Origin of the sequence: Pusillimonas sp. MFBS29 (assembly GCF_020687695.1) — a bacterium.
In the GTDB taxonomy this organism is placed as follows: domain Bacteria; phylum Pseudomonadota; class Gammaproteobacteria; order Burkholderiales; family Burkholderiaceae_B; genus Pusillimonas_C.
In genome coordinates, this window is the sequence record NZ_JAJEWL010000002.1 from 393,522 (window position 1) to 418,087 (window position 24,566).

General features: G+C 56.7%; 23 protein-coding genes. 4 read left to right on the plus strand and 19 right to left on the minus strand.

What is annotated here, in order from left to right; all coding sequences use genetic code 11:
* Nucleotides 1-13: 13 nt before the first annotated feature.
* The 8 genes from LKR43_RS04510 to LKR43_RS04545 form a co-directional block, all read right to left on the minus strand.
* On the minus strand, nt 14-1,195 hold the full coding sequence (locus LKR43_RS04510; protein ID WP_305080616.1) for a PQQ-dependent sugar dehydrogenase: 1,182 nt from the start codon (nt 1,193-1,195) through the stop codon (nt 14-16).
* Nucleotides 1,196-2,215, minus strand: a complete 1,020-nt coding sequence (gnd, locus tag LKR43_RS04515; RefSeq protein WP_227682664.1) for a phosphogluconate dehydrogenase (NAD(+)-dependent, decarboxylating) — start codon at nt 2,213-2,215, stop codon at nt 1,196-1,198.
* Between the two features lie 69 nt (nt 2,216-2,284).
* Nucleotides 2,285-3,049, minus strand: a complete 765-nt coding sequence (locus tag LKR43_RS04520; protein ID WP_227682665.1) for a slipin family protein — start codon at nt 3,047-3,049, stop codon at nt 2,285-2,287.
* A gap of 31 nt (nt 3,050-3,080) precedes the next feature.
* Nucleotides 3,081-4,460, minus strand: a complete 1,380-nt coding sequence (locus tag LKR43_RS04525; protein ID WP_227682666.1) for a nodulation protein NfeD — start codon at nt 4,458-4,460, stop codon at nt 3,081-3,083.
* Nucleotides 4,461-4,534: 74 nt separating this feature from the next.
* Nucleotides 4,535-4,897 (minus strand): DUF488 domain-containing protein, encoded by a 363-nt coding sequence (locus LKR43_RS04530; protein ID WP_227682667.1) that lies wholly within the window; start codon nt 4,895-4,897, stop codon nt 4,535-4,537.
* 4 nt (nt 4,898-4,901) lie between these two features.
* Nucleotides 4,902-6,296 carry a class II fumarate hydratase gene (gene fumC / locus LKR43_RS04535; protein ID WP_227682668.1) on the minus strand — a complete coding sequence of 465 codons (1,395 nt, stop codon included), beginning with the start codon at nt 6,294-6,296 and terminating at the stop codon, nt 4,902-4,904.
* Nucleotides 6,297-6,320: 24 nt separating this feature from the next.
* On the minus strand, nt 6,321-7,370 hold the full coding sequence (locus LKR43_RS04540) for a type I glyceraldehyde-3-phosphate dehydrogenase (protein WP_227682669.1): 1,050 nt from the start codon (nt 7,368-7,370) through the stop codon (nt 6,321-6,323).
* A gap of 108 nt (nt 7,371-7,478) precedes the next feature.
* The gene (locus LKR43_RS04545; RefSeq protein ID WP_227682670.1) at nt 7,479-9,026 is read right to left on the minus strand and encodes a CoA-acylating methylmalonate-semialdehyde dehydrogenase; all 1,548 of its coding nucleotides are present in this window, start codon (nt 9,024-9,026) and stop codon (nt 7,479-7,481) included.
* A gap of 162 nt (nt 9,027-9,188) precedes the next feature.
* Between LKR43_RS04545 and LKR43_RS04550 the strand changes: the two genes are divergently transcribed.
* Nucleotides 9,189-10,142 carry a LysR family transcriptional regulator gene (locus LKR43_RS04550; RefSeq protein WP_227682671.1) on the plus strand — a complete coding sequence of 318 codons (954 nt, stop codon included), beginning with the start codon at nt 9,189-9,191 and terminating at the stop codon, nt 10,140-10,142.
* Here the strand turns inward: LKR43_RS04550 and LKR43_RS04555 are convergent.
* Both LKR43_RS04555 and LKR43_RS04560 read right to left on the minus strand, forming a co-directional pair.
* On the minus strand, nt 10,082-11,227 hold the full coding sequence (locus LKR43_RS04555; protein ID WP_227682672.1) for a glycerate kinase: 1,146 nt from the start codon (nt 11,225-11,227) through the stop codon (nt 10,082-10,084). The genes LKR43_RS04550 and LKR43_RS04555 overlap by 61 nt on opposite strands.
* 54 nt (nt 11,228-11,281) lie before the next feature.
* Complete coding sequence (locus LKR43_RS04560) at nt 11,282-12,259, minus strand: D-2-hydroxyacid dehydrogenase (protein WP_227682673.1); 978 nt, start codon at nt 12,257-12,259, stop codon at nt 11,282-11,284.
* A 143-nt stretch (nt 12,260-12,402) separates the two neighbouring features.
* On the opposite strand from LKR43_RS04560, the gene LKR43_RS04565 reads away from it, so the two are divergent.
* Nucleotides 12,403-14,265, plus strand: coding sequence for a S9 family peptidase (locus tag LKR43_RS04565; protein ID WP_227682674.1), 1,863 nt, complete (start codon nt 12,403-12,405; stop codon nt 14,263-14,265).
* Nucleotides 14,266-14,277: 12 nt separating this feature from the next.
* Nucleotides 14,278-14,886, plus strand: coding sequence for a glutathione S-transferase family protein (locus tag LKR43_RS04570; protein ID WP_227682675.1), 609 nt, complete (start codon nt 14,278-14,280; stop codon nt 14,884-14,886).
* Nucleotides 14,887-14,965: 79 nt separating this feature from the next.
* Here the strand turns inward: LKR43_RS04570 and LKR43_RS04575 are convergent, their stop codons facing one another.
* The 3 genes from LKR43_RS04575 to LKR43_RS04585 are packed head-to-tail and all read right to left on the minus strand — an operon-like array spanning nt 14,966 to nt 17,984.
* Complete coding sequence (locus LKR43_RS04575; RefSeq protein ID WP_227682676.1) at nt 14,966-15,808, minus strand: CoA ester lyase; 843 nt, start codon at nt 15,806-15,808, stop codon at nt 14,966-14,968.
* Nucleotides 15,799-17,049 (minus strand): CaiB/BaiF CoA-transferase family protein, encoded by a 1,251-nt coding sequence (locus LKR43_RS04580; RefSeq protein ID WP_227682677.1) that lies wholly within the window; start codon nt 17,047-17,049, stop codon nt 15,799-15,801. The genes LKR43_RS04575 and LKR43_RS04580 overlap by 10 nt, the downstream gene beginning before the upstream one ends.
* A complete protein-coding gene (locus LKR43_RS04585) occupies nt 17,046-17,984 on the minus strand; it encodes a tripartite tricarboxylate transporter substrate binding protein (protein ID WP_227682678.1) in 939 nt (312 codons plus the stop codon). The genes LKR43_RS04580 and LKR43_RS04585 overlap by 4 nt, the downstream gene beginning before the upstream one ends.
* A 24-nt stretch (nt 17,985-18,008) precedes the next feature.
* On the opposite strand from LKR43_RS04585, the gene LKR43_RS04590 reads away from it, so the two are divergent.
* Complete coding sequence (locus LKR43_RS04590; RefSeq protein ID WP_227682679.1) at nt 18,009-18,428, plus strand: MarR family winged helix-turn-helix transcriptional regulator; 420 nt, start codon at nt 18,009-18,011, stop codon at nt 18,426-18,428.
* Between the two features lie 140 nt (nt 18,429-18,568).
* Here LKR43_RS04590 and LKR43_RS04595 read toward each other — a convergent pair whose 3' ends face one another.
* The 6 genes from LKR43_RS04595 to proC all read right to left on the minus strand — a co-directional run bounded on the left by LKR43_RS04595 (nt 18,569) and on the right by proC (nt 24,425).
* Entirely contained in the window at nt 18,569-19,270 is a 702-nt protein-coding gene (locus LKR43_RS04595; protein WP_227682680.1) for an ABC transporter ATP-binding protein, read from the minus strand.
* Nucleotides 19,271-20,038: a high-affinity branched-chain amino acid ABC transporter ATP-binding protein LivG gene (gene livG, locus LKR43_RS04600; RefSeq protein WP_227682681.1), complete on the minus strand. Its 768-nt coding sequence runs from the start codon at nt 20,036-20,038 to the stop codon at nt 19,271-19,273.
* Complete coding sequence (locus LKR43_RS04605) at nt 20,035-21,264, minus strand: high-affinity branched-chain amino acid ABC transporter permease LivM (protein WP_227682682.1); 1,230 nt, start codon at nt 21,262-21,264, stop codon at nt 20,035-20,037. The genes livG and LKR43_RS04605 overlap by 4 nt, the downstream gene beginning before the upstream one ends.
* On the minus strand, nt 21,264-22,190 hold the full coding sequence (gene livH, locus LKR43_RS04610; protein ID WP_227682683.1) for a high-affinity branched-chain amino acid ABC transporter permease LivH: 927 nt from the start codon (nt 22,188-22,190) through the stop codon (nt 21,264-21,266). The genes LKR43_RS04605 and livH overlap by 1 nt, the downstream gene beginning before the upstream one ends.
* 107 nt (nt 22,191-22,297) lie before the next feature.
* On the minus strand, nt 22,298-23,419 hold the full coding sequence (locus LKR43_RS04615; RefSeq protein WP_227682684.1) for a high-affinity branched-chain amino acid ABC transporter substrate-binding protein: 1,122 nt from the start codon (nt 23,417-23,419) through the stop codon (nt 22,298-22,300).
* A 172-nt stretch (nt 23,420-23,591) separates the two neighbouring features.
* On the minus strand, nt 23,592-24,425 hold the full coding sequence (proC, locus tag LKR43_RS04620; RefSeq protein WP_227682685.1) for a pyrroline-5-carboxylate reductase: 834 nt from the start codon (nt 24,423-24,425) through the stop codon (nt 23,592-23,594).
* Nucleotides 24,426-24,566 lie beyond the last annotated feature (141 nt).

Sequence of the window (24,566 nt, forward strand, 5' to 3'; positions counted from 1 at the left end):
GCACCCCTTTCGCCTACCTTTGCTGCAACCCAACTTTCAGCAGCTTGCCTTTGCCGGCACCGGCCAGCACATAAACGTAACCATCTGGCCCTACCCGCACGTCTCGTACGCGTTCGTCCCTGTCTTCCAGCAGTCGTTCTTCACCCACGATTTGATCATTTTCAAGCGTGAGCCTGATCAAGGCGCGTGCTTTCAGAGCACCTATGAACAAAGAATGTTGCCATGCAGGGAAACGGTCGGCATTGTAGAAAGCCATACCCGATATCGCAGGCGACACCTTCCAGTAATGATGAGGCTGCTCGGTACCCTGCTTATGTGTACCTGCGGCCTCTGGAATAGCCAGGCCGGAGTAATTCACCCCGTAGGTTGCCAGCGGCCACCCATAGTTTTTGCCCGCTTGCGGAATATTGATCTCATCGCCGCCACGCGGGCCGTGCTCGTGAGTCCATAACTGGCCCGACCACGGATTCAAGGCTGCACCTTGCTGATTGCGATGGCCGTACGACCAGATTTCGGATCTGGTCTGGTCGTTTCCTGCGAAAGGATTATCGGCAGGAATACGTCCGTCAGGATACAAACGTATGACCTTGCCCTGGTGTTTGTCCAGGTCTTGCGAAGTCGGACGCTGATTATTTTCGCCCAGTGCAATGAACAAATAGCCCTGCTTGTCGAAAACCAGTCGTGACCCAAAGTGTGCACCCGTCGACAGCTTCGGCATCTGGCGGAAGATCACGGTAAAGTCTTCGAGCTTGCGCAGATCATCGGATAACCGGCCATAACCTACCGCCGTGCCGGCGCGCCCCTGGTCTCCGGCTTCTGCGTAAGACAAATAAACACGCCGGCTCTGTGAAAAATCAGGTGCCAGGGCGATGTCGAGCAAACCACCCTGCGAACGACTGTAGACCTTCGGCACGCCCTCGATCGGGTCAGACAGTCCGGTGGACTCACGCCACAAGCGCAGTTGGCCTGGCCTCTCGGTGATCAGCATGCCTGCAGCATCGGGCAGGAATGCCAGCGCCCAGGGATATTCCAGCCCTGTCGCCAGTTCCTGAACAACCACCTTGCTTTCCTTTGCGGCCGGCACTTGCCCGGGCTTCTCCTGGGCAAGTGCCGAAGTACCTGCCCACGAGAAACATAAGGCTGCGAGCATCAATGCCCGCCTGGAAAACGGAGTGAGTGTCTGATCTTTTTTCATTCAGCCTTGCCCTTTGCCTTGCTCTGCATGGCCACCAAATTGCTTGCGCATGGCCGACAGCACCCGGTTGGCATAATCAGCATTGCCGCGCGATTCGAATCGCGAGAACAGCGCCGCACTAAGAACAGGTGTCGGCACACCTTGATCAATGGCTGCCGCCAAAGCCCAGCGCCCCTCGCCCGAATCGGATACACGCCCTGCGTAGCCATTGAGTTTCGGGTCTTTCTGCAGAGCTTGTGCAGTCAGGTCAAGCAGCCATGAGCCGACCACACTGCCCCGACGCCAAAGCTCGGTGATTTCGGGCAGGTCGAAATCATACTGATAGTGCTCCGGGTTGCGCAGCGGCGTTGTTTCCGCGTCTATCTTGCGTTCCTGCTTGCCTATGTTCCCGTTATGCAGAATATTGAGCCCTTCCGCATAGGCAGCCATAATGCCGTACTCGATACCGTTGTGTATCATTTTTACGAAATGCCCCGCCCCGTGCGGGCCGCAATGCAGGTAACCCTGATCGGCGCTGCTTTGCGTGGTGCGCCCCGGCGTGGGCTCAGCCGCATCAGCGCCTGGCGCCAACGCAGCAAAAATGGGCTCCAGATGCTGGTAGGTGGCGACCTCTCCACCTATCATCAGACAATAGCCTCGCTCCAGCCCGGCAACCCCGCCACTGGTACCTACGTCCATGTAATGCAGACCAAGCTCCGTCAGTTGGCCGGCACGCCGGATGTCATCGTGATAAGCGGAATTACCGCCATCAATGACGATGTCACCCTCGTCGAGCAGCGGCGTAAGCGTTTCCAGAACGCTGTCGACCACAGCGGCAGGTACCATCAGCCACACTGCCCTGGGCCTGGCCAAGGCCTGAACAAATCCCGACAGATCGGAAAAAGCCTGAGCTCCGTGCGCGGCAGCGGCTTCCAGCGCTTGTGGCTGGCTGTCGTACACCACACACTCGTGATCTCTGGCCAACAGGCGCTGCACCATATTGCTGCCCATGCGGCCCAGGCCCACCATTCCCAATTGCATACTTTGTACTCCCGAATCAAACTGGAAAAGTCCAGACCGACATTATATTGGCCCGCATGCGCAGGCCTGCTATGGGCCAGGCTTGTTGTCGAGCAAACCCTTGAGCAGGTCGACTGGAACCGGAAATACCAGCGTTGAGCTTTTATCGCCGGCCACCTGGGTAAGGGTTTGCAGATAACGCAGCTGCATGGCTGACGGCTGGGTCGCCAATATTTCGGCAGCTTCCATCAAGGCCTGCGCTGCCTGCTTCTCGCCTTCGGCATGTATCACCTTGGCACGCCGCTCACGCTCAGCCTCGGCCTGACGAGCTATCGCACGCACCATGTTCTCGTTCAAGTCTATATGCTTGATCTCGACGTTCGTAACCTTGATGCCCCAGGAGTCGGTTTGTGCATCAAGAATCTGCTGCACATCGATGTTGAGTTTCTCGCGTTCGGACAGCATTTCATCGAGCTCATGCTTGCCAAGTACGGCTCGCAGCGTGGTCTGAGCCAGCTGACTGGTGGCATCCAGATAGCGCTCGACCTGGATGATGGCCTTATCCGGGGCCACCACACGGAAATACACCACCGCATTCACCTTAACTGACACGTTATCGCGTGAGATAACGTCCTGACTGGGCACATCCATGGTGACCACCCGCAAGTCCACTCTGACCATCTGCTGGATCACCGGAATGACGAAGATCAGCCCCGGGCCTTTCACACTGCTGAAGCGACCCAGTGTAAAGATCACGCCGCGTTGATATTCCCGCAACACCTTGATGGCGTTGATAACCACAATCAGCAAAACAACGATAATGGCTGTAAGTCCTATGTTCACGCTATAAAACATGTGATTCTCCTTGCGGGTCTGTTAACAGGCCCTAGTCTGCCGGGCGATCGATGCCGGCCCGGCTGCTGCGCACGACCTGCAGAACCAGGCCTTCCAGTGCAATAACCTTTACTTCATCGCCTGGTGACAAAGGTTCATTGCCGCGTACTTTCCAGCTTTCACCACGCACCTGAGCATAAATCATGCCGTTCTTGCTGAACGTAACCCTGCCGATTGCGCCGAGCATATCTTCGCTGCCGCTTACCACGGCCCGTTTGCGCACCCGCAGCGCGACGGTGCCTATGGCAATCAGCAAACCTGCGCTGACCACTGCCATACCGGCCAGGAATGGCAAGGAAAGATCAAAGCCTGGTATACCGGTATCAGTCAGGAAGAGCCCTCCCAGAACAAACGCAATAATGCCGCCTATGCCCAACGCCCCGAAACTGGGCAGGAAGGTCTCGGCGATCATCATGGCGGTGCCGGCGGCTATCAGGGCCACGCCGGCCCAATTAACCGGCAGCAACTGAAAGGCATACAGTGCCAGGAGCAGGCAAATCAGGCCGGCCACACCAGGCAAGGCTGCGCCTGGACTCATCAACTCGAAAAACAGGCCATAAATACCCAGCATCATCAGCACCAGCGCAACCTGAGGGTTAGCCAGCAAAGCCAGTACCTTTGTACGCCAGCCAGGCTCGACCCGGTCTACAACTGCCTGTGCGGTATCCAGCGTGACGGTGGTGCCACCGTCCAGTCTGATCTGGCGGCCATCGATCTTTTCAAGCAACTGCGGCACGTCACCTGCAATGACATCAATCACCCCGGCCTTGAGGGCTTCCTGCGCCGACATGCTCTTGGCCTGCCTGACGGCCTGTTCGGCAAAATCGGCATTGCGTCCACGCAACTGGGCCAGACTGCGGATATAGGCCGACGCGTCGTTGATGGCCTTGGCTGCCATGGCATCGGGCTTGCCGGCCTCGTCTTGCCCGTTCTTTTTGTCAGGAGGATCCGTGCCTGGCATACCCAGCGCCACCGGTGTTGCTGCACCAAGATTGCTGGCCGGTGTCATTGCGGCAATATGGCTGGCATATAGAATGAAAGTGCCGGCGCTGGCGGCGCGGGCTCCGCTTGGGCCCACAAAGGTCGCGACGGGAATCGGAGATGCCAGTATCTGGCGGATAATGGTGCGCATCGAGGAATCAAGCCCACCGGGAGTATCCAGCTCGATAAGCACCAGCTTCGAACCGTTATCGATCGCCTCGCGCATGCCACGTGTGATGAAATCTGCGGTTGCGGGGCTGATGATGCCGTCGACATGAAGAATAGTGACGGTCGGCGATTGCGCATTTGCCCTGGCCGGAGCCAAGGCACCCAAAGCCAGGGCAGCCAGGAAAATAATACTGACGAACCACGCAATTCGTGTTCTGTTCATGTTCGGCCTCCGTGTGGCGTTACGCCTGCACCGACCTTGCCGGCAAAGGGCAACAAGCGCTCAAGGACACCGTCTCAGTATAGACCCTCTAGCTCGGCGGCAAGAATGAGGGCGTGATTATGGTCTGGATCCCTGGCCCCATAGATCAGCGTAATGCGCTTGCCCTTTGCCGATGCGATCAGGGCGTGCAAGCGTTCTCGCTGCTCCGGGTCACGTAGTTCACTTTCATAGCTGTCGCGAAACTGGTCCCAGTTTTCCACCTTGTGCCCAAACCATTTACGCAAGGCCGGACTAGGGGCAAGATCCTTGCACCACTCGTCGTAGGGCAGATCCTCTTTGCTGACACCTCGTGGCCAGAGCCGATCAACCAGCACGCGATAGCCGTCGGACGTGGCAGCCGGCTCGTAAGCCCGCTTGATATGTACGGATTTGCTCATGATTTCAGCCCGTATGCGTCATGGCCAGAGGCTGGATCCAGTCGTCGTACTGCTCAGCGCTGACGTAACCCAGCGCGAGTGCCGACTCACGCAGGGTGATGTTTTCCTTTTGTGCCTTCTTGGCAATGGCTGCCGCCTTGTCGTAGCCTATATGCCGGTTCAATGCCGTGACCAGCATGAGATTCTTTTCAAGATTGTCTGCGATCCGCCCGGTGTTCGGCTCTATGCCGACGGCGCAATGGTCGTTGAAAGCCAGGCAGGCATCGGCAAGCAAAGCAATGCTTTCCAGCACGTTGTGCACCATAACCGGCTTGTACACATTGAGCTGAAAATTACCCTGGGATCCGGCAAAAGCCGTGGCAGCATCGTTACCGAACACCTGCACGCAGACCATGGTCATGGCCTCGCACTGGGTAGGATTGACCTTGCCCGGCATGATCGACGAACCCGGCTCGTTGTCGGGTATGTTCAGCTCGCCTATGCCGCAGCGTGGGCCGCTGGCCAGCCAACGTACATCGTTGGCCATTTTCATGAGGGCGCCCGCAAGCGTACGTAACGAGGCCGATAGATTTACCAACGCATCATGCGCAGACAGCGCAAAAAACTTGTTTTCTGCCGAACGAAACGGCAGTCCGGTAATCTGCGCGATGTATCCTGCTGCGGTATCGCCAAAACGGGGATGGGCATTCAGGCCCGTACCCACGGCGGTGCCACCTATGGCCAGATCGAAAATGCCCGGAAGATCGGATTGCACGGCATCCAGCGCAAAATCTATCTGCGCCACCCACGCTCCAATTTCCTGCCCCAGCGTGATCGGCGTTGCATCCTGCAAATGGGTACGTCCCGTCTTGACCACATTGTCGTAGGCCTCGGACTTTGCCGCCAATGTGCTGCGCAATGTGCCTGCAGCAGGGAAAAGCCTTTGCTCAAGCTGCTGGGCGACGGCAATATGCATGGCAGTCGGAAAGGTGTCATTCGATGATTGACCTCGATTGACGTGGTCGTTCGGATGCACAGGCTGCTTGGAACCCATCTTGCCACCGGCCAGCTCGATGGCGCGGTTCGAAATAACTTCGTTGGCATTCATGTTCGATTGCGTTCCCGAGCCGGTCTGGAACACCACCAGCGGAAACTCGTCATTCAGTTTGCCCTCGATGACTTCGTCGGCGGCCTGCACAATAAGAGCGGCAATATCGGCCGGCAGCTCGCCCAGCTCTGCGTTCGCCTGTGCGGCTGCTTTCTTGAGTATGCCCAGTGCGGTAATCACAGGAGGCTGCCAGGTAAATCGCCCGACGCCTATGGGGAAATTCTGGATGGAACGTTGCGTCTGGGCGCCCCAGTAATGGGCTGCCGGTACGGCAATCTCGCCCATGGAGTCAGATTCAATTCTGTTTGTCATTGCCGCTGCTCCTGTGAAAGGTCTTTACAAAGAAATGGTCTGCACTTGCTGCAGCCTGGCCGACCATACTTGCGCCACGTCCAGCATGCGATTGGCAAAGCCCCATTCATTATCGAACCATATGAACAGGTTGGCGAAACCATCTCCATTGGTACGTGTCTGGCTCGCATCGATAATCGCCGAATGCACGTTATGGTTGAAATCGACCGACGCATGCGGATGATCGGAATAATCGAGCAAGCCCTGATAGCGTTGCGTTGCCGCCAGCAGCGTTGCATTGAGCGCTGTTGCCGGCACATCGCTTTGCAACTTGAGCATCAGATCTATAGCCGAAACGTTCAATATGGGCACGCGAATTGCCTTGGCCTGCACCTTGCCTCTCAGTTGCGGCAGCAACCGCTCTACGCCTTGCGCCAGCCCGGTTGCCACCGGAATAATGGACTGCATGGCCGAACGCGTCCGGCGCAGGTCTGAATGATGGTAACCATCTATCATGGGCTGATCATTCATGACCGAGTGCAGTGTGGTCAGAAATGCGTGATCGACCCCAAAGGCGGAGTCCAGCTCGGCAAGTATGGGCACAATGGCGTTGGTGGTGCAGGACGCACTGGAAACGATGATTTCCTCGCCTGTCAGATCATGGTGATTAATGCCATAAACCACAGTGCAATCAACATCCTGTGCGCTGTTGCCCGGATGTGAAACCAGCACTCTGGGGCATCCCGCATCAATGAATCGCTGCAGTTGCTCGCGAGAGCCGTAATGGCCTGAACACTCCAGCAGCAAATCTATATCAAGCGCAGGCCAGTCTATGGCTTCAGGTTCGGTTTCATGGGTGACCTGTATCGGATGCCCATTCACCACCAGGCCGTTCTCACCCTGCTCGACCTTGCCCGGAAAAATACCGTGGGTGGAATCGAACTGCGACAAGTACACCATGCTGGCCAGGTCGGCCGGCTCGTTGATGGCCACAACCTGGAAATAATCTTTGAGCGGCGATTCATACAGCGCTCGCAGTACGCAACGGCCTATTCGGCCATAACCATTGATTGCCAGACGTAGAGGGCGACTCATGCGGTGTTCTCGACTTGTTGAAGGTGGCTCAAGCGCCGCGCCCCATGCAGCGTCGAGCATGCATGGGGCGCGGCGGCACCTTACACTGTACTACTTTCTTCAGGCAGACTACATGGTGGGCATGATGAACTCGTTGCCCTTGCTGATGTTCTCTGGCCAGCGCTGCATGATGGATTTCTGCTTGGTGTAGAAACGCACACCTTCTTCACCATAGGAATGCGTGTCACCGAACAGGCTGCGCTTCCATCCGCCGAAACCGTGCCACGACATCGGCACCGGAATAGGCACGTTCACGCCCACCATACCTACCTGGATACGCCGTGCGAATTCGCGTGCGGTATGACCATCGCTGGTAAAGCACGACACGCCGTTACCAAACTCGTGACGATTGATCAGATCAACCGCAGCTCCCAGATCTGGCACATGAACGCATGCCAGGACGGGTCCGAAGATCTCTTCCTTGTAGATGCGCATATCGGGCGTAACGTTATCGAACAGCGTACCGCCGACATAAAAGCCTTGTTCGTGGCCTTCGACCGTATAGTCGCGCCCGTCAACCAGCAGATCGGCACCCTCTTCCACACCCAGGGCAATATAGCCTTCGATGCGTTTCCTGGCCTCGTCGGTTACCACGGGACCCATTTCAGCATCCAGGTACATGCCATCCTTGATCTTCAGGGTTTTGGCGCGCTCTTGCAGGGCCGGCAATATCTTCTTGCCAACGTCGCCAACCAGTACAGCCACGGAAATCGCCATGCAACGCTCGCCGGCCGAGCCGTAGGCTGCACCGACCAATGCGTCTATGGTGCGTTCGATATCGGCATCCGGCATGATGATCATGTGATTCTTGGCACCACCAAGCGCTTGAACACGTTTGCCAAAGTGTGCACCGCGCTCGTAAATGTACTGGGCGATCGGCGTAGAACCCACAAAGCTGACTGCTGCGACATCGGGATGCTCGAGCAAGCCGTCAACCACTACCTTGTCACCCTGAACAACGTTGAACACGCCGTCGGGCAAGCCTGCTTCCTTGAAAAGCCTGGCCATCAGCAGCGACACGCTCGGGTCACGCTCGCTGGGCTTCAGGATAAAGGCGTTACCGGCCGCAATGGCCATGGGAAACATCCAGCATGGCACCATGCAGGGAAAATTAAACGGAGTGATGCCGGCGACAACGCCCAGCGGCTGACGCATGGTCCAGTTGTCTATGCCATTGGCCACCTGCTCGGTGTAGTCGCCTTTCAGCAATTGGGGAATGCCGCAGGCAAATTCGATCACATCAATGCCACGCGCGACTTCACCTTGCGCGTCCGTGAACACTTTGCCGTGCTCTGACGTGATCATCGCAGCCAGTTCATCGGTATGCTGGTTCATCAGTTGCAGGAATTTGTTCATGACCCGCGCACGCTTGACCGGCGGCGTATCTGCCCAGGCGGGTGCGGCCGCAGCTGCTGCGGCCACCGCAGCATTCAGGTCATCCAGCGTCGACAGCACGACCTTGCGGGTAGCAACACCGGTAGACGGATTGAAAACATCCTGCTTGCGCGTGCCATTGCTGGCAACGGTTTGCCCATTGATGAAGTTGACGACGTCTGCGCCATCCGTGTAGGCAGCCTGTGCGCTCAGTGTGCTTGTCGCCTGATTTTGATCTTTCATGAAGGTCTCCGGAAATTGGATTTCTGACAGAAAAAGTATAGGCACCCAGGGCCCGGTCAACAAGACCATATCACTGGATACATTGTTTAATTTAATAGACAATAAGCATGACAGGCGACCGGAATCCATTTCTGCGCGCCATGACCATCGGGAGTCACCCAATTGAAAGAACAGAAAAATGAGCTGATGTGGTCACATATCTACTGGCTGGGCATGTTGGGCACCACCGGCAGCTATACGGCTGCGGCCCGGCGACTGGGCGTCAGCAAGGGTGCAGTCAGCCTGCGCATTGCCGAGCTGGAACAGGTATCGGGAGTGGCACTCGTACAGCGCACTACCCGCAGCGTGAGGCTTACCGAAGCCGGTCAGGCACTCGTCGAAAGCACACGCCAGGCGTTTCTGGAAATTGAACAGGGCTTCGACAGCATACGTGACCTGGCAAACAGGCCGCGCGGTGTCGTGCGCGTAACGGCACCGGTCGCGCTGGGCAGACAGATAATCATGCCCATGATGGACGGCTTTCTGCGGAACCATCCCGATGTACGCGTGGAAATCGAACTGTCGGACCACATAAGCTCTTTGGCACGCGAGGGCTTTGACCTTGCCATACGGCACACCGGACACGTACCCGATACACACGTGGCATGGCTGTTGCAAACCTCAACCACCCTGCTTGTGGCAACCCCCGAATACCTGCAACAACACGGTCATCCCAAAAAGCCCCAGGATCTTGCCGCTCATAATTGCCTGTATTACCTGCGCTCGGCAGCAGCACCCGCCTGGAGTTTCGCGCCGATAAGGCGCGAGAACGAGCGTCATAGCGTAGCAATCAAAGGCAATTTTTGTGCCAACAACAGCGAAGCCCTGCGCGAGCTGGTGCTGGCCGGCCAAGGCATAGCCTTGCTACCCGATTTCACCGCACAGTCCGAGGTGGATGCCGGCCGGCTGGTGCACCTGCTGCCGGGCTGGAAGCCCGTCGGCGTATTTGGTGATGCCATATACGCCATCCGGCCCTATAGCGCCTATGTGCCGCTGGCCGTACGGGCTCTGGTTGATTACCTTAAGACAGCTTTTGATCCTGCCAGCCAAGCACGCGTGCAGTCGCCGGCGCGCTGACGCAGATATTGCGCAGCATGCGCATAGGCCTGCTCGAGTGACACCGGCCCCGGAGCGAGGCTAAAGGCGGCGGTAATGCCTGCCTGGTATAGGGCTTCGTAACCGTCACCCAGTGAACCAACCAGCGCAATTACCGGAATACCGTTACGGCTGGCGTATCGGGCTACACCCGCCGGCGTCTTGCCCAGCAAGGTTTGCGCATCCATACGTCCTTCGCCGGTGAAGACCAGATCCGCCCCTTCCACGGCCGCAGCCAGGCCGGACAGCTCTGCCACCAGCTCCACACCCGGCCGGAACGAGGCGTTAAAGCAGGTTTTCACAGCAAAACCCAGTCCGCCGGCAGCACCCATGCCGGGAATATTGCGGTGATCCACAGCGAACTGCCTTGCACAGACGTCGGCAAAATGTGACAACGCATCGTCGAGAACGGCCACGTCTTCGGCCGACGCGCCTTTTTGTGGCCCGAATATCGCCGAAGCACCACGCAAGCCGCACAAGGGGTTATCGACATCGACAGCGATTTCAAATTGCACGTCTTTTAGCCGCGCATCGACGCCATCAAGCACAACGCGGTCAAGCTGACGCAATGCTGCGCCACCTCGAGGCAACTCATGACCTTGCGCATCGAGCAGGCGCACACCGAGAGCCTGCAGCAAACCGGCGCCGGCATCATTGGTTGCACTGCCCCCCAATCCCAGAACGATATGCCTGGCCCCTGCCTGGACCGCCGCCTGAACCAACTGGCCGACGCCGTAGCTGCTGGCCTGCAAAGGCTGACGCTCCAACGGGGCAATCTGTTCGAGCCCCGCTGCCGCCGCCATCTCTATGAACGCCTTACCGTCGCCGAGCCAGCCCCAGTTGGCCTGGCACGCACGGCCATTGGCATCGACGACATCGAGCCATCGTTCCTGCCCACCCGTTGCAGCCAGAACGGCATCGAGCGAGCCTTCGCCGCCATCGGCCATGGGAACGCAAATAATCTCTGCGGCCGGCAATACCTCACGAACCCCATCGGCAACAGCTTCAGCAACCTCTGCCGCACTCAGGCACTCTTTAAATGAATCTGGCGCTATAACGATACGCATGCAAAACAACCTTATTAAAGTATTGGAGCAACCTGTCGGGTTGCATCAAGCGGCTTACTTGCGTACACACACCACGTTACGCGGACTGCCCTGCTGAAACGCATCGATATTGGCAACCAGCTGGTCAACCAGGCCTTGTATGGCTTCCTGGCTGGCCCACCCCACATGTGGCGTCAGGATGAAATTAGGCAAATCAAGCAGCTGCATCAGGGGATGGTCACTTTCAGGCGGCTCGGGCGTGGTTACGTCGAAACCGGCGCCACCCAACTGACCCGAGCGCATGGCGCGTACCAATGCTTCATCGTTGACCAGGCCACCGCGAGCCGTGTTGATCAGCAATGGCTTGCGGTTCATTTTCGCAAACTCATCATCGCCAATGAGATTTCGGGTCTGGTCATTCAACGGACAATGCAGAGTAATGACATCAGACTGTTCCAGGAATTGCTCGAACGGCGTGTACAAGCTGCCCTGCTTCGGACCATTTTTACGTGCCGCAAACAATACTTTCATCCCCAGGGCCCGGCCTATGGCCGCCACTGACTGACCTAGCGAGCCCTCGCCGATAATACCCAGGGTGGAGCCGGCCAGATCCTTGATAGGATAGTCAAAATAGCAAAACTGCCGCGCCTCCTGCCAGCGCCCGGCCTTGACTGACTCCCGATAGGCCACGATGCTGCGACGCAGTGCAAATATCAAGGCGAAGGTATGCTCGGGAACGGTATTCACGGCATAGCCGCGAATATTGGACACCACAATGCCTTTTTCCGCGCAGGCCTCGAGATCGATATTGTCAGTACCCGTTGCCGCTGCAGCGACCATCTTCAGCCGGGTCGCGGTTTCAAGCGCCGCGCGGCGCACCGGGACCTTGTTCGTGATGACGATATCGGCGTTGGCTATCCGTTCGGCGACCTGTTCGCTGCTGGTACGTTCGTAGACCGTGAGTTCATGCTCGAATGAAAACGGACGCATGACGGTTTCAGGTGAAATGGTGTCGCGATCCAGAAAAACGACTTGCAGCGCTTGAGTGGCCATTGGGTACCCTGTTATTTGATAGATGGCAATACGGACCGCCCATGCTGCGGCGGGACCGGTTGATAATCCGATATAGTAATAGGAAACGTATACGACACGAACTATCGCAATCCAACGCATTGCGCGACCAACGAGAATTCAAAATGACACCACGGAAATATGCAGTCCAGGACTTCTTCCGCAACCCCGAGCGCGGCTTCTTTCGCCTGTCTGATGACGGCGCTCTGCTGGGATTCATGGAGCCCGTGTCCATCGACGGCCAGGCAGCCCGCATGAATGTTTGCGTGCAGGAACTGAACGGCAGCACGCCCACCGGCACCATACGACGCCTGACCCGGGAAACCGAAAGGGATATCGCCCAGTTCTTCTGGAAAGGGTCGGACACCATCATCTATGAAAAAGATTTCAATGGTGATGAAAACTTTCATGTGCTTGCCGTCGATGCACACAGCGGTGCACTTACCGACCTGACCCCCTTTCCCGGCGTGCGTGCAAGCATAGAAGACGACCTGGAGGATGATCCGGATCACATGCTCATCAGCCATAATGGCCGTAACCCCGAGGCATTTGATGTCTATCGCGTCAATATCCGCAGCGGTGAACTGACACTCGTAGCAGAGAACCCAGGCAACATCATCGGATGGCAGACCGACCACGACGGTCGGGTGCGCGCCGGGATTGCCAGCGACGGCCTGCATACCACGCTGCTCTATCGTGCCACCGAGGCAGACGAGTTCAAGCCCATTATCACGACCGACTTCCGTACCAGTGTCGTGCCGCAGTTCTTCACCCCCGATAACCGTCGCATGTACGCATTAAGCAATCGTGGACGCAACTTCCTGGCCCTGGTTCTTATCGACCCCGCCAGCCCGGACCAGGAAGAAGAGATCTTCAGCGCCACACACAACGACCTGGATGGTGCGGGGTATTCGCGGCTGCGCCAGGTGCTGACCGTTGCGGTTTATCAGTCGGACAAGCCTCAGTATCACTTCTTTGATGACATCAGCGCCCAACGCTACAACCGCATCTGCGCCAAGCTTCAAGGCTACGATGTAGCACTGCAAAGCAGCACCAAAGACGAGAACAAGTTCATTGTTGCCGCCTACAACGATCGTACCCCGGGCAGCCGATATATTTACGATGCCGTGCAAGATACACTGGACAAGCTGGCCGACATCAATCCGGCCCTGGCCGAAAGCGACATGGCCACGGTGCAGCCTGTAAGCTATCAATCACGAGACGGCCTGACCATACACGGCTACCTGACCTTGCCCGTGGGCCGGGAAGCGAAAAACCTTCCGTGCATCATCAATCCCCACGGCGGCCCCTGGGCACGAGACGGATGGGGCTTCAATCCCGAGGCACAGTTTCTGGCCAATCGTGGTTATTGTGTACTGCAAATGAATTTCAGAGGCTCTACCGGCTACGGCCGCGAGTTCTGGGAAGCCAGCTTCGGCCAATGGGGCCTGGCCATGCAGGACGACATCACCGACGGCGTTCAATGGCTTGTCGACCAGGGTATTGCCGATCCGCGACGCATCGCCATCTACGGTGGCAGCTACGGCGGTTATGCCACCCTGGCCGGCATCACCTATACCCCCGAACTGTACGCGGCCGCAGTAGACTATGTAGGCGTCTCGAATTTGCTGACCTTCATGAATACGATACCGCCGTACTGGAAACCCATGCTCACAAAAATGCACAGCATGGTGGGCAACCCTGAAACAGACCTCGAACGCCTGAAGGCGACTTCGCCCGCCCTGAACGCCGAGCACATCATCACGCCGCTATTCATCGCCCAAGGTGCGCACGACCCCAGGGTCAACAAAGACGAAAGCGATCAAATGGTTGCCGCCCTGCAGGCTCGCGGCGTGGATGTGGAATACATGGTGAAAGATAACGAAGGGCATGGCTTTCACAATGATGAAAACAAGTTTGAATTCTATGAGCGCATGGAGGCTTTTCTTGCGCAGCATCTGAAACCATCACAGCCCGAATCAACTTAAAGGAAACCGATCATGAAACTGTATTATCTTCCGGGCGCCTGCCCACTGGCATCGAATATCGCCATGGAATGGGCCGGCCAGGATTACGAGCTGAAGCTGGTCAGCCGCGAAGCACTCAAGCAACCTGCTTACCTGGCATTGAATCCTTTGGGCGCCGTACCCACGCTGGTCGATGGTGATTTCATCCTTACCCAGAGCTCCGCCATACTGGAATACATTGCCGACCTGAATCCCGAAGCCGGGCTGCTGCCCGACACCGCACGCGGGCGTGCCGAGGTGCGTCGCTGGCTGGGGTTATGCAATGCCGATATCCACCGCACTTTCGGGAATATTTTCGGGGTACAAGGTCTGGCCAGCACGCCCGAGGCTCAGCAGGAAGTGGTGGAAAAGTCTGCTGCCAGGCTGCAGGCGCTGTTTGCGCTGGCCGACCAGCAGCTGGAAGGCCAGGAGTGGTTAGCCGGCACGCGTTCCATCGCAGATCCCTACTTGTATACCGTTCTGCGCTGGGCCAAGGCAAAGAATATCGATCTGTCAGCAATGAAGAACCTGTCGGCTTTCCATGAGCGTATGGAACAAGACAGCGGCGTACAGGCGGCTTTGAAGGCGCAAGGGCTGAGCTGACAGCTTTTGCCGTCGGGCAGCAAGTGTTCGTTCCAGCCGCAGTTGCGCTCTGCTGTGTGGTATCCAGGAGCAGCGGCGTCTATCGTCCTTCCAATGACAGCCAGCGTCGTGCACGCTCAATGATGGGTTTATCTATCATCTGTCCGCGCACGACGACAGCGCCGAGGCCACGCGCCAGTGCCTCGTCTCCCGCAGCAACAACGGTGCGGGCCCATTCCAGCTCTGCTTTCGTAGGACTAAAGCCTTTGATTGCCAGGGGGATTTGCGCGGGGTGAATGCATACAGTGCCAGTGAAACCAATGGACCGTGCTTGCGAGACCAATCGGGCAAATGCTTCGAGATCTTCAATGGTGGCGACACTCCCCGGCAAGCCCCAGCAAGCAAGGCCGAATGCATGGGCTGCGTTGACGACCGCATGCGCCGCCCAAACCAAGCTTGGGCTATCGGGAGAAATGCCCAGGGCAGCAGCGTAGTCTTCCCCGCCAAAGCCCAGGGCTGCCAGATCGGCATGCGCGGAAGCGATGGATTCCAGATGCAGGACTCCCTTCGGAGTCTCTATCAGGGCGATGATGGGAATCTCTGCACCTTCATGGCGTAACTGATCGGCTAACTGCTGTACTTGTTCCGCCGACTCTACCTTGGGCAGCATAACGCCAGCGATAGATGCCAGCGGCAAACACTTCAGGTCTTCGCTCAAAAGGTCTGGCTCAGCATTGACTCGCACCAGAATGGGCGCGGCCTGGCCCACACTATCAATCGCCCGAGCCAGATTTTTGCGAGCCTCGCTTTTGCTATTCAACGGTACAGCATCTTCCAGGTCGAGAATCAATGCGTCCGCGCCTCGCTCTGCTGCCTTGGCAAACAGTTGCGTAGACACCGCTGGAACGAACAGGAGCGAACGGAAGCATTTCATCATTGACATTTCACTGCTCCCCTTTCCTGCATGGCGGTGATTTCGTCATTACTTATGCCTGCTTCACTCAAGACCTCAACGGTGTGCTGGCCAAGCTTGGGAGCAGGGCGACGTATGGATCCAGGTGTCCGACTCAACCGGGGAGTGATGTTATGCATAACCACCCCCTCCTCATCGTCGCCCAGTGCAAGGTAGCATTCACGACCAATAATATGCGGGTCAGCCAGCACCTGAGCGGTATCGTAAACCGGACCCATGGTCACGCCTTTTCCGCGGAACAACTCGAGACATTCCTCCTGTGTCATGCCTTTGACATAATCCGCAACCAACTGGTCCAGCTCCACATCGTTTTTGAGTCTGGCTTCGTTCGTCGAAAAACGTGGATCGTCGGCAAGCGCTGGATGGCCTATCGCTTCCATAACTCGCCTTGCCATTACATCTGTCGAACCCGACAGCGCGACCCACCGCCCATCCCGACAGCGATAGACATTGCGGGGGGATGCAAGCTTCTGTGTAGCATCCGGCTGAACGCGGGTCGCAGCATAAACAGCCGGATCAGATCCCAATATGGCCAGCATAGGCTCCAGAAGCGACAAGTCGACGACCTGCCCTTCCCCGCCATTGACCTCTACCTCACGTAGCGCAGCTAACGTGGCAAACGCTCCTGTCAGGCCAGCAATCATGTCGGCCAGTGCAAGGTTCGGCAACTGCGGGGTTCCGTCCGGCTGGATATGCTTATGAGCATATCCACTGAATCCCTCGATCAGGCTGCCAAAGCCAGGGAGATCTTTGTACGGCCCAGTCTGCCCCCAACCCGATACTCGTATGATAATAAGCTTTGGATTGATGGCATGAAGGCTTTGTGGGTCAAAACCCATGGCTTCAAGTGTGCCGGGCCGGAAGCTTTCTATCAGCACCTGAGCTGATTGAATCAACTTGCACAGAGCTTCGCGGGCTCCAGCATCACGCAATTCAAGTGCCAAACTACGTTTATTGCGAGCATAGACACGCCACCATGCATCGAGCGCCCCTCCCTCCGGTAATTCTATTTGCCAATGCCTCAAGGTGTCGCCGGCTCGCGGCGACTCCACCTTAATGACGTCTGCCCCAAAATCCGCTAATTGCAACGACAGCATGTTCCCGGCAACGAGCCGGGACATGTCCAGCACCCGGACACTGCTCAATACGCCTTGCATCGACGGATCTGCCACGACCGATGACAGGTTCAGGAAATTCAACCCCTTCGTCATTTGATTTGCAGATCAAGCTCGCTCACCAGGCCTTCCCAGTAAGGTGCTTGTTCACGCAATTTAGCGAGGAACTCATCATTGCTCAGCTTCAACACTGCTGTCTCGGTAGCAGCAAAGCGCTCAAGCAGTCGGGGATTGTTTAACGCATCCTCAACCGAAGCTTTGATCTTGCCGATGGCCTGATCGGGCACACCGGCTGGGGCAAAGAGCCCGCCAAGCACGCCAATGGGCGGTCCGGCCAAACCAGCTTCATTGAGAGTGGGCACATCGGGCAGAGACGCTTCACGCGCTTCACCGGTGACGGCCAGAGCTTTTAACTTCCCGCTCTTGATGTGTGTCATCGATGCCGTCAATGAGTCAACTGAAAACAGTACTTGCCCACCCATCAGATCAGTCAGTGATGCGCCACTACCCTGATAAGGAACATGAGTGGATTGCACACCGGCACGCCGCAGGAAACTCTCGGATCCGAGATGCGTCATGTTACCGATGCCTGAGGAAGAGTACGCCGTCGGTCGAGAGCGAATAATGTCGACAAGTTCTTGAATGCTGTTCGGTGCATCGGGAGTATTGGCGACCAACACAGCAAACGGCGCCCACATTAACGGTGCCACGGGAGTAAAATCTTTAAGGGTGTAGTTGGCTGCCGGGTTCAGAATTGGTACGATCAGCAATTGTGCTGTGGAACTGAACAAAACTGTATAGCCATCTGCGGCCTCACGTTTCACCGATTGATGAGCGATAACACCGCCTGCCCCAGGACGATTCTCGACGATAACTGTTTGACCAAGTTTGGGCGCCATGAATTCCGCCAGCATCCGGCCGACCATGTCGCTTCCAGAACCCGGCCCCTGTGGGATAACTAAAGTCACGGCCCGTTTCGGGAAGTCATTGGTTTGTGCATAAACAGGACCGAACAGCCCCAGCGAAGCCAAACGCTCATTACCTACCGGATATTCATGGCTGCGCAGGCAATGTCGCGGCTGGTCGATACCTCGGTACGATCATCGCTGAAGCTGACCAGTCGGCAATGGCGCATCCTGGTCGTGCTTAACCACCTGGGCACTGCGAACTCAGGAGAAGTCGCCAAAACAGCAGGCTTCGACCACAGCCAGGTCAGCCGCGTGGCAGCTGAGTTAACGAGCCTGGGACTCGCCGTACAGCGCATGGACGACACAGACCGGCGCAAGCAGGTGCTTACTCTGACGGAAAAAGGCATGGAAACTGTGCGCCAGGGGTTACCATACTCAATGCATCGTGAGCATCAGTTGCGTTCTCGCTTGACCGAGACCGAATACGCTACCTTCTGTCATGCTCTGGCTATTCTGACCGAGGAGACAAACGCCATGCTTGAAAACGAGCGCAAATACCAGCCGTAGCTGTGGTTCTCTTGACCAGCATGTGCTTTCCCAGAAGCACATCTGTCAATAAAACCCATCAAGCACCGCAGCCGCAAAAAAAAAGCCGACGATGGTAAAAACCATCGCCGGCCTGATAACTACGCAATAACAGCCTGGAATTACGACCCCAGATAAGCCTTGCGCACCTCATCGTTGACCAGCAGATTGGCGCCGGTATCAGCCAGCACCACTTTGCCGGTTTCCAGAACGTAGCCGCGATCTGCCACTTGCAAGGCCTTGTTGGCGTTCTGTTCGACCAGAAATACTGTGACACCCTCTTCCCGGATCGTGCGGATAATGTCGAAGATCTGCGCAATGATAAGCGGCGCCAGGCCCAGCGTGGGCTCGTCAAGCAAGAGCAACTGCGGCCGGGTCATCAAGGCCCTGCCTATCGCCAGCATCTGTTGCTCGCCACCAGACATCGTGCCCGCACGCTGATTGCCACGTTCTTTCAGGCGTGGAAATAGCGTGTAGACGTGATCCAGTCCGGCATCGATGTCATCGCGCTTCAGGAAAAAACCACCCATCTTCAGGTTTTCAGCCACCGTCAGATCGGGAAATACCCGACGACCCTCGGGGGAAATGGCAATACCCCGCTGCATGATCTTGTGCGTGTGCATCTGGGTAATGTCTTCACCCAGAAAGCTGACCGTGCCACTGCTTGCCCGAGGCGAACCGCAAACGGTCATCAACAGTGTCGTCTTGCCGGCGCCGTTCGCGCCGATCAGAGTGACGATTTCGCCCTTGTTGACCTCGACCGACACATCGTTAAGCGCTTGAATGGCACCATAGTAGGTATGTACGTTTTGGAGCTTAAGCACTTATTCTTCCCCCAGATAGGCTTTGATGACACGAGGGTCGACACGGACATCGGCCGGCAAGCCTGTAGTAATTGGCTTGCCATGTTCCATAACAAGTATGCGGTCGGACACGCCCATCACCAGGCTCATGTCGTGCTCGATCAGCAAGACTGCCACACCAAACTCCTTGCGCAATTGATCGATCAGCTGCTGTAGATCGCGTTTTTCCTGAGGGTTCAAGCCTGCAGCGGGCTCATCCAGCATCAGCAGGCGCGGGTGAGTGATCATGCAACGCGCAATCTCGAGACGGCGCTGGTGACCATAGGCCAGATTGCCAGCCTCACGGTTGGCATACTGCCGTATATCCATGAAGTCCAGCCATTCGGCTGCGCGCTTTTGCGCCTGCTCTTCCGAGCGGCGGAATGCGGGCGTTTTCAGCAGGCCGTGCAGCATGCCGGTTTCAATGTGCGTGTGCTGCGCAACCAGAAGATTCTCGAGTACCGTAAGGTTCTTGAACAGGCGCACGTTCTGAAAGGTGCGGACCAGCCCATGCTGGGCAACTTTATGGCTGGGCAAGCCATTGATAGGCTTGCCGTCCATCACGATGGAACCCGTCGTGGGTTTGTAGAATCCACCCACGCAATTGAACACCGTGGTCTTGCCCGCACCATTCGGGCCGATAATGGCAAAGACCTCGTCAGACTTCACATTGAATTCAACATTGTCGACGGCAAGCAGGCCTCCGAACCTCATGGTGAGGCCCGTTACTTCAAGCAATACTTCGCTCATGCTTTCAACTCCACCTGCGGGCGTTTAACGGGCAGCAGACCCTGCGGGCGCCACATCATCATCAACACCATAACCAAACCAAAGATCAACATCCGGTACTCGGCGAACTCGCGTGCGATCTCGGGCACGACGGTCAGCACGATGGCGGCCAGTATTACACCCACCTGAGAACCCATGCCGCCCAGCACCACGATGGCCAGAATGAGGGCCGACTCGATGAAGGTGAAGGACTCCGGATTGACCAGACCTTGCCGTGCCGCAAAAAATGCCCCGCCGAATCCGGCGAACATGGCGCCCATCGTAAATGCGGACAGCTTGATGCGGGTAGGATTCAGACCGAGTGAGCGGCAGGCGATTTCGTCTTCGCGCAAAGCTTCCCAGGCACGACCTATGGGCATGCGTATGACGCGGTTGGAAACGAACAAGGTGAACAACGCCAGGCACAGGGCCATCAGGTACAGGTACACGATGACGTCTTGTGTGCTGTATTCCCACCCCAGCAGTTCATGAAAGGTGGTGACGCCTTCAGGTGCACGGCGTGCCATGGGAAAGCCGAAAACCGTAGGCTTGGGAATGCCTGAAATGCCGTCAGGCCCACCGGTAAGCGAATACAGGTTGATCAACAGCAGACGAATGATCTCGCCGAAACCCAGGGTGACAATGGCCAGATAATCGCCACGCAGGCGCAATACCGGGAAGCCCAGCAGAAAGCCGAACAATGCTGCCATGCCTCCGGCAAATGGCAATGCTTCCCAGAAACCCCAGCCAGCCCAGTGATACAGCAAGGCATACGTGTAGGCGCCGACGGCGTAAAACCCCACGAACCCAAGATCAAGCAGTCCGGCGAAACCCACCACGATGTTCAGGCCCAGCCCGAGCATGACATAGATGAGCACCAGCGTTGCAATGTCAACCTGTGCGCGACCAGTGAAAAACGGCCAGACCAGGGCAATGGCGACCAGCAGGAAGATCAAGCCGCGCCGCATGGAATCGTTAAGTACCGGAAGACTGCGCTTTTTGGCCGGTGATTTGAATACCTTGCCGAGCGCAGGCCTGACGATAGCCTGAAAGGCAAACACTATGGCCATGCCCCAAAGGATCATGTTCCATTCGGGCTTGAGATGCGTTTCCATCCCCACCCTGACGATTTGCAAACCAAATATCGGCGCAATAATGACCCCGGCCATGAAGGCCGCGATCAGTGCGTTTTTTATGTTGTTACCCATTACACTTTTTCCACTTCAGGTTTGCCCAGCAGTCCTGTAGGCCGGAACAGCAAGATGAAGACCAGCAGGCTGAATGCGACAATATCCTTGTATTGGGACGAGATATAGGCGGCTGCAAATGTTTCAGCCAACCCCAGCAACACGCCACCCAGCATCGCACCGGGAATGCTGCCAATTCCACCCAGAACAGCCGCGGTAAACGCCTTGATACCAGCCAGAAACCCGATGAACGGATTGAGCTTGCCGATAGCCAGGGCGATGAGCACCCCGCCTACGGCCGCCAGCATGGCGCCTATGATGAAGGTGAAGGAAATGATGCGGTTGGTGTCTATGCCCAGCAGGTTTGCCATACGCAAATCCTGGGAGCAGGCGCGGGAAGCACGGCCCACACGCGAGTATTTGATGAACAGCGACAGTGCGATCATCATTAGCACGGTGACCACGATGATCATGATGCGTGAATAAGGCGCGGTAATAACGAAGTCGCTACCCATCTGGAACTGGAAGGAACCCGTAACCAGGGCAGGCACAGCCATATCGCGTGCACCCTGGCCGATGGCGACCCAGTTCTGCAGGAATATTGACATGCCGATCGCAGAGATCAGCGGTACCAGACGTGGACCACCACGCAATGGTGCGTAGGCAACCTTTTCAATGGCGTAGCCATATACGCCTGTGACCAGTATGGCAACAATAAGCATGATCAGGATAATGACGACCAGCGGCAGGCCACTGCCTACGCCTATGGCTGACAAGGTCACAAGCCCCACGTAGGCGCCGATCATATAGATCTCACCATGCGCGAAGTTGATCATGCCGATAATGCCGTAAACCATGGTGTAGCCGATGGCTATCAAGGCATAGATGGCGCCAAGCGACAAGCCGTTAAACAGCTGTTGCGTAAGTTGGGGAAGAAGATCAGACATAAAACAGATATTTCCGGTACGGTAATCCGGGTGAATTCACAGATTAACCGGGGAAGAAAGAAAGGCTCCGGCCCGACCGGACCGGAGCATACTACTGTGCTGCGATATTAGAGCTTCAGCTGCTCGAGATTACCTTCTTTGTCCCATTTGTAGACGGCAAATTCGAATTCCTTCAGGTCGCCCTTGGCATCGTATTCAACCTTGCCGATGGCCGTGTTGAAAGTGTTGCTGTGCATGTAATCAGCAACTTTGGCGGGATCCTGACCTACAGCGTTGATACTGTCGACCAAAATTTGCACGGCTGCATAGGCTGTCAGTGTGAAGGCGCCGTCGGGGCTGCGATTGGCTTTCTTGAAGTTTTCCAGCACTTTCTCGTTGCCAGGCAGCTTGGTGAAGTCGGCGGGCAAGGTAACCAGCAGACCGGCTACAGCAGGCCCGGCAATGGCGACGAGATCTTTGTTGGCAACGCCTTCAGGGCCCATGAACTGAGTTTGCAAACCTTGTTCGCGAGCCTGGCGCAGCAACAGGCCGAGCTCGGCATGATAGCCGCCGAAGTAGATCAGGTCGGGATTCAGGCCCTTGAGCTTGGTGATGACGGCCGAGTAATCGCTGTCGCCAACGTTGATACCCTCGAAGAGTGCGACATCGGTGCCGCCCTTGCTGAGGTTATCACGCACCTGCGTGGCAACACCCGTACCGTATGTTTGCTTGTCGTGCAGAATGGCGACGGTTTTGGGTTTGACCGTATTGATGATGTAGTTGGCCGCAAAGGGGCCTTGCTGGTCATCGCGACCGATGGTGCGGAAGAAATAATGAGGTTTGATGGTGTCGGTAACCAGCGGAGAAGTGGCTCCGGGAGTGATGGCAACGATACCTTCCTGTTCGTATACGTTTACTGCAGGAACGGTAGTACCCGAGCATGCGTGAGCAACGGCAAACTTGGCGCCTTCGTTGATGACACGGTTTGCAGCAGGTACCGCCTGCTTGGGTTCGCAACCATCGTCAATAAGCAAAGGCTCAAGTTTCTGGCCCTTGACACCGCCGGCGGCATTGATGGCTTCGATGGCGGTCAGCGCGCCCGCCTGAATCTGGTCGCCGTACTGCGTGGCTGGCCCTGTCATGGGCTGGGGAATACCGATCTTGATGGTGTCGGCAGCATAGACGCTGCCAGCGATGGTTAGTGCGCCCAAGGCCACGACCAGGGGTGTTAGTTTTTTAAGAGCCTTCATGCCTGTGCTTCTCCGGGTTTTAAGCCCGCCGCTTCAGGAATTCGTTGTGCGAATTCATATGGTTTATTGCGGCGGGCCAGTTTTGTTAGCGTGCGCCTAGAACGGCTAGCGTATTCTGACGATTCGTAACAGGCATGTCACTACGGATAAGCCCTTAGAGCACCAATAAGGCTTACTTGTCGAACTCGCTGGACAACTCGGCAGCACGCTGATAAGCGGCCTGCATGGCTTGCTGGACGATCTCGGGAAAGTGCTGGCCCTGCAGGACATCAAGTGCGGCAGCGGTGGTGCCACCTTTCGAGGTAACCCGCTCGCGCAGTGTTTGCAAATTTTCGTGCGATAAGGCCGCAAGCTGGGTTGCACCCGTTAGCGTCGCCAGAGCCAGGGTTCGTGCCTGATCATCGGACAGCCCCTGCTTGATGCCACCCTGTATAAGTGCTTCGAGGAAAAGGAATACATAAGCCGGGCCGCTGCCTGACAAAGCGGTGACGGCATCAATCTGGCTATCGGTATCGACCCAAACGACGTCTCCGACCGCTTTCATGAATTGGTTCACGACCATTTTGTCGTCTTGCGAGACGCCCGACAGCGCCAGCAAGCCGCTCGCGCCATTGCCTATTAAAGCGGGCGTATTGGGCATGCACCGGACTATACGGGTAAAGGGCTCGCCGTCGCGGCCCAGCCAGCCCGATAGCGTATCGGCGGAAATGCCTGCCGCGATGCTGACAACGAGTGTGTCTTCCTGCAGGAAGGGCCGGCACTGCATGACCGCTTCTTTCAGCACCTGGGGTTTGACGGCAAATATCCAGACCCGGCGCCGTGCGAGCGTATCATCGGGCGTTTGCGACACAGTAGTGCCCTGCGCAGCCCAGCGCTCAAGGGCTGGAGCATTGACATCGATGACATGCACGTCGTGGGCGCCACAACGTTTGCCGATAAGGCCTGCAGCCAAGGCAGAGGCCATGTTGCCGCCACCAATGAAGGCGATAGTGAGTTCTTTTGTCATAGGAAGAATATTGTAGCCCCTTGGAATTTCAGTTTGACGAAAGTCAACGCTTATCGTTACAGTCACGCCAGCGTCATAAACGTGAAATAAACTCAGTCCCGCGCCGGGTCAACAATCATACGCGGCACAACAGACAACTCT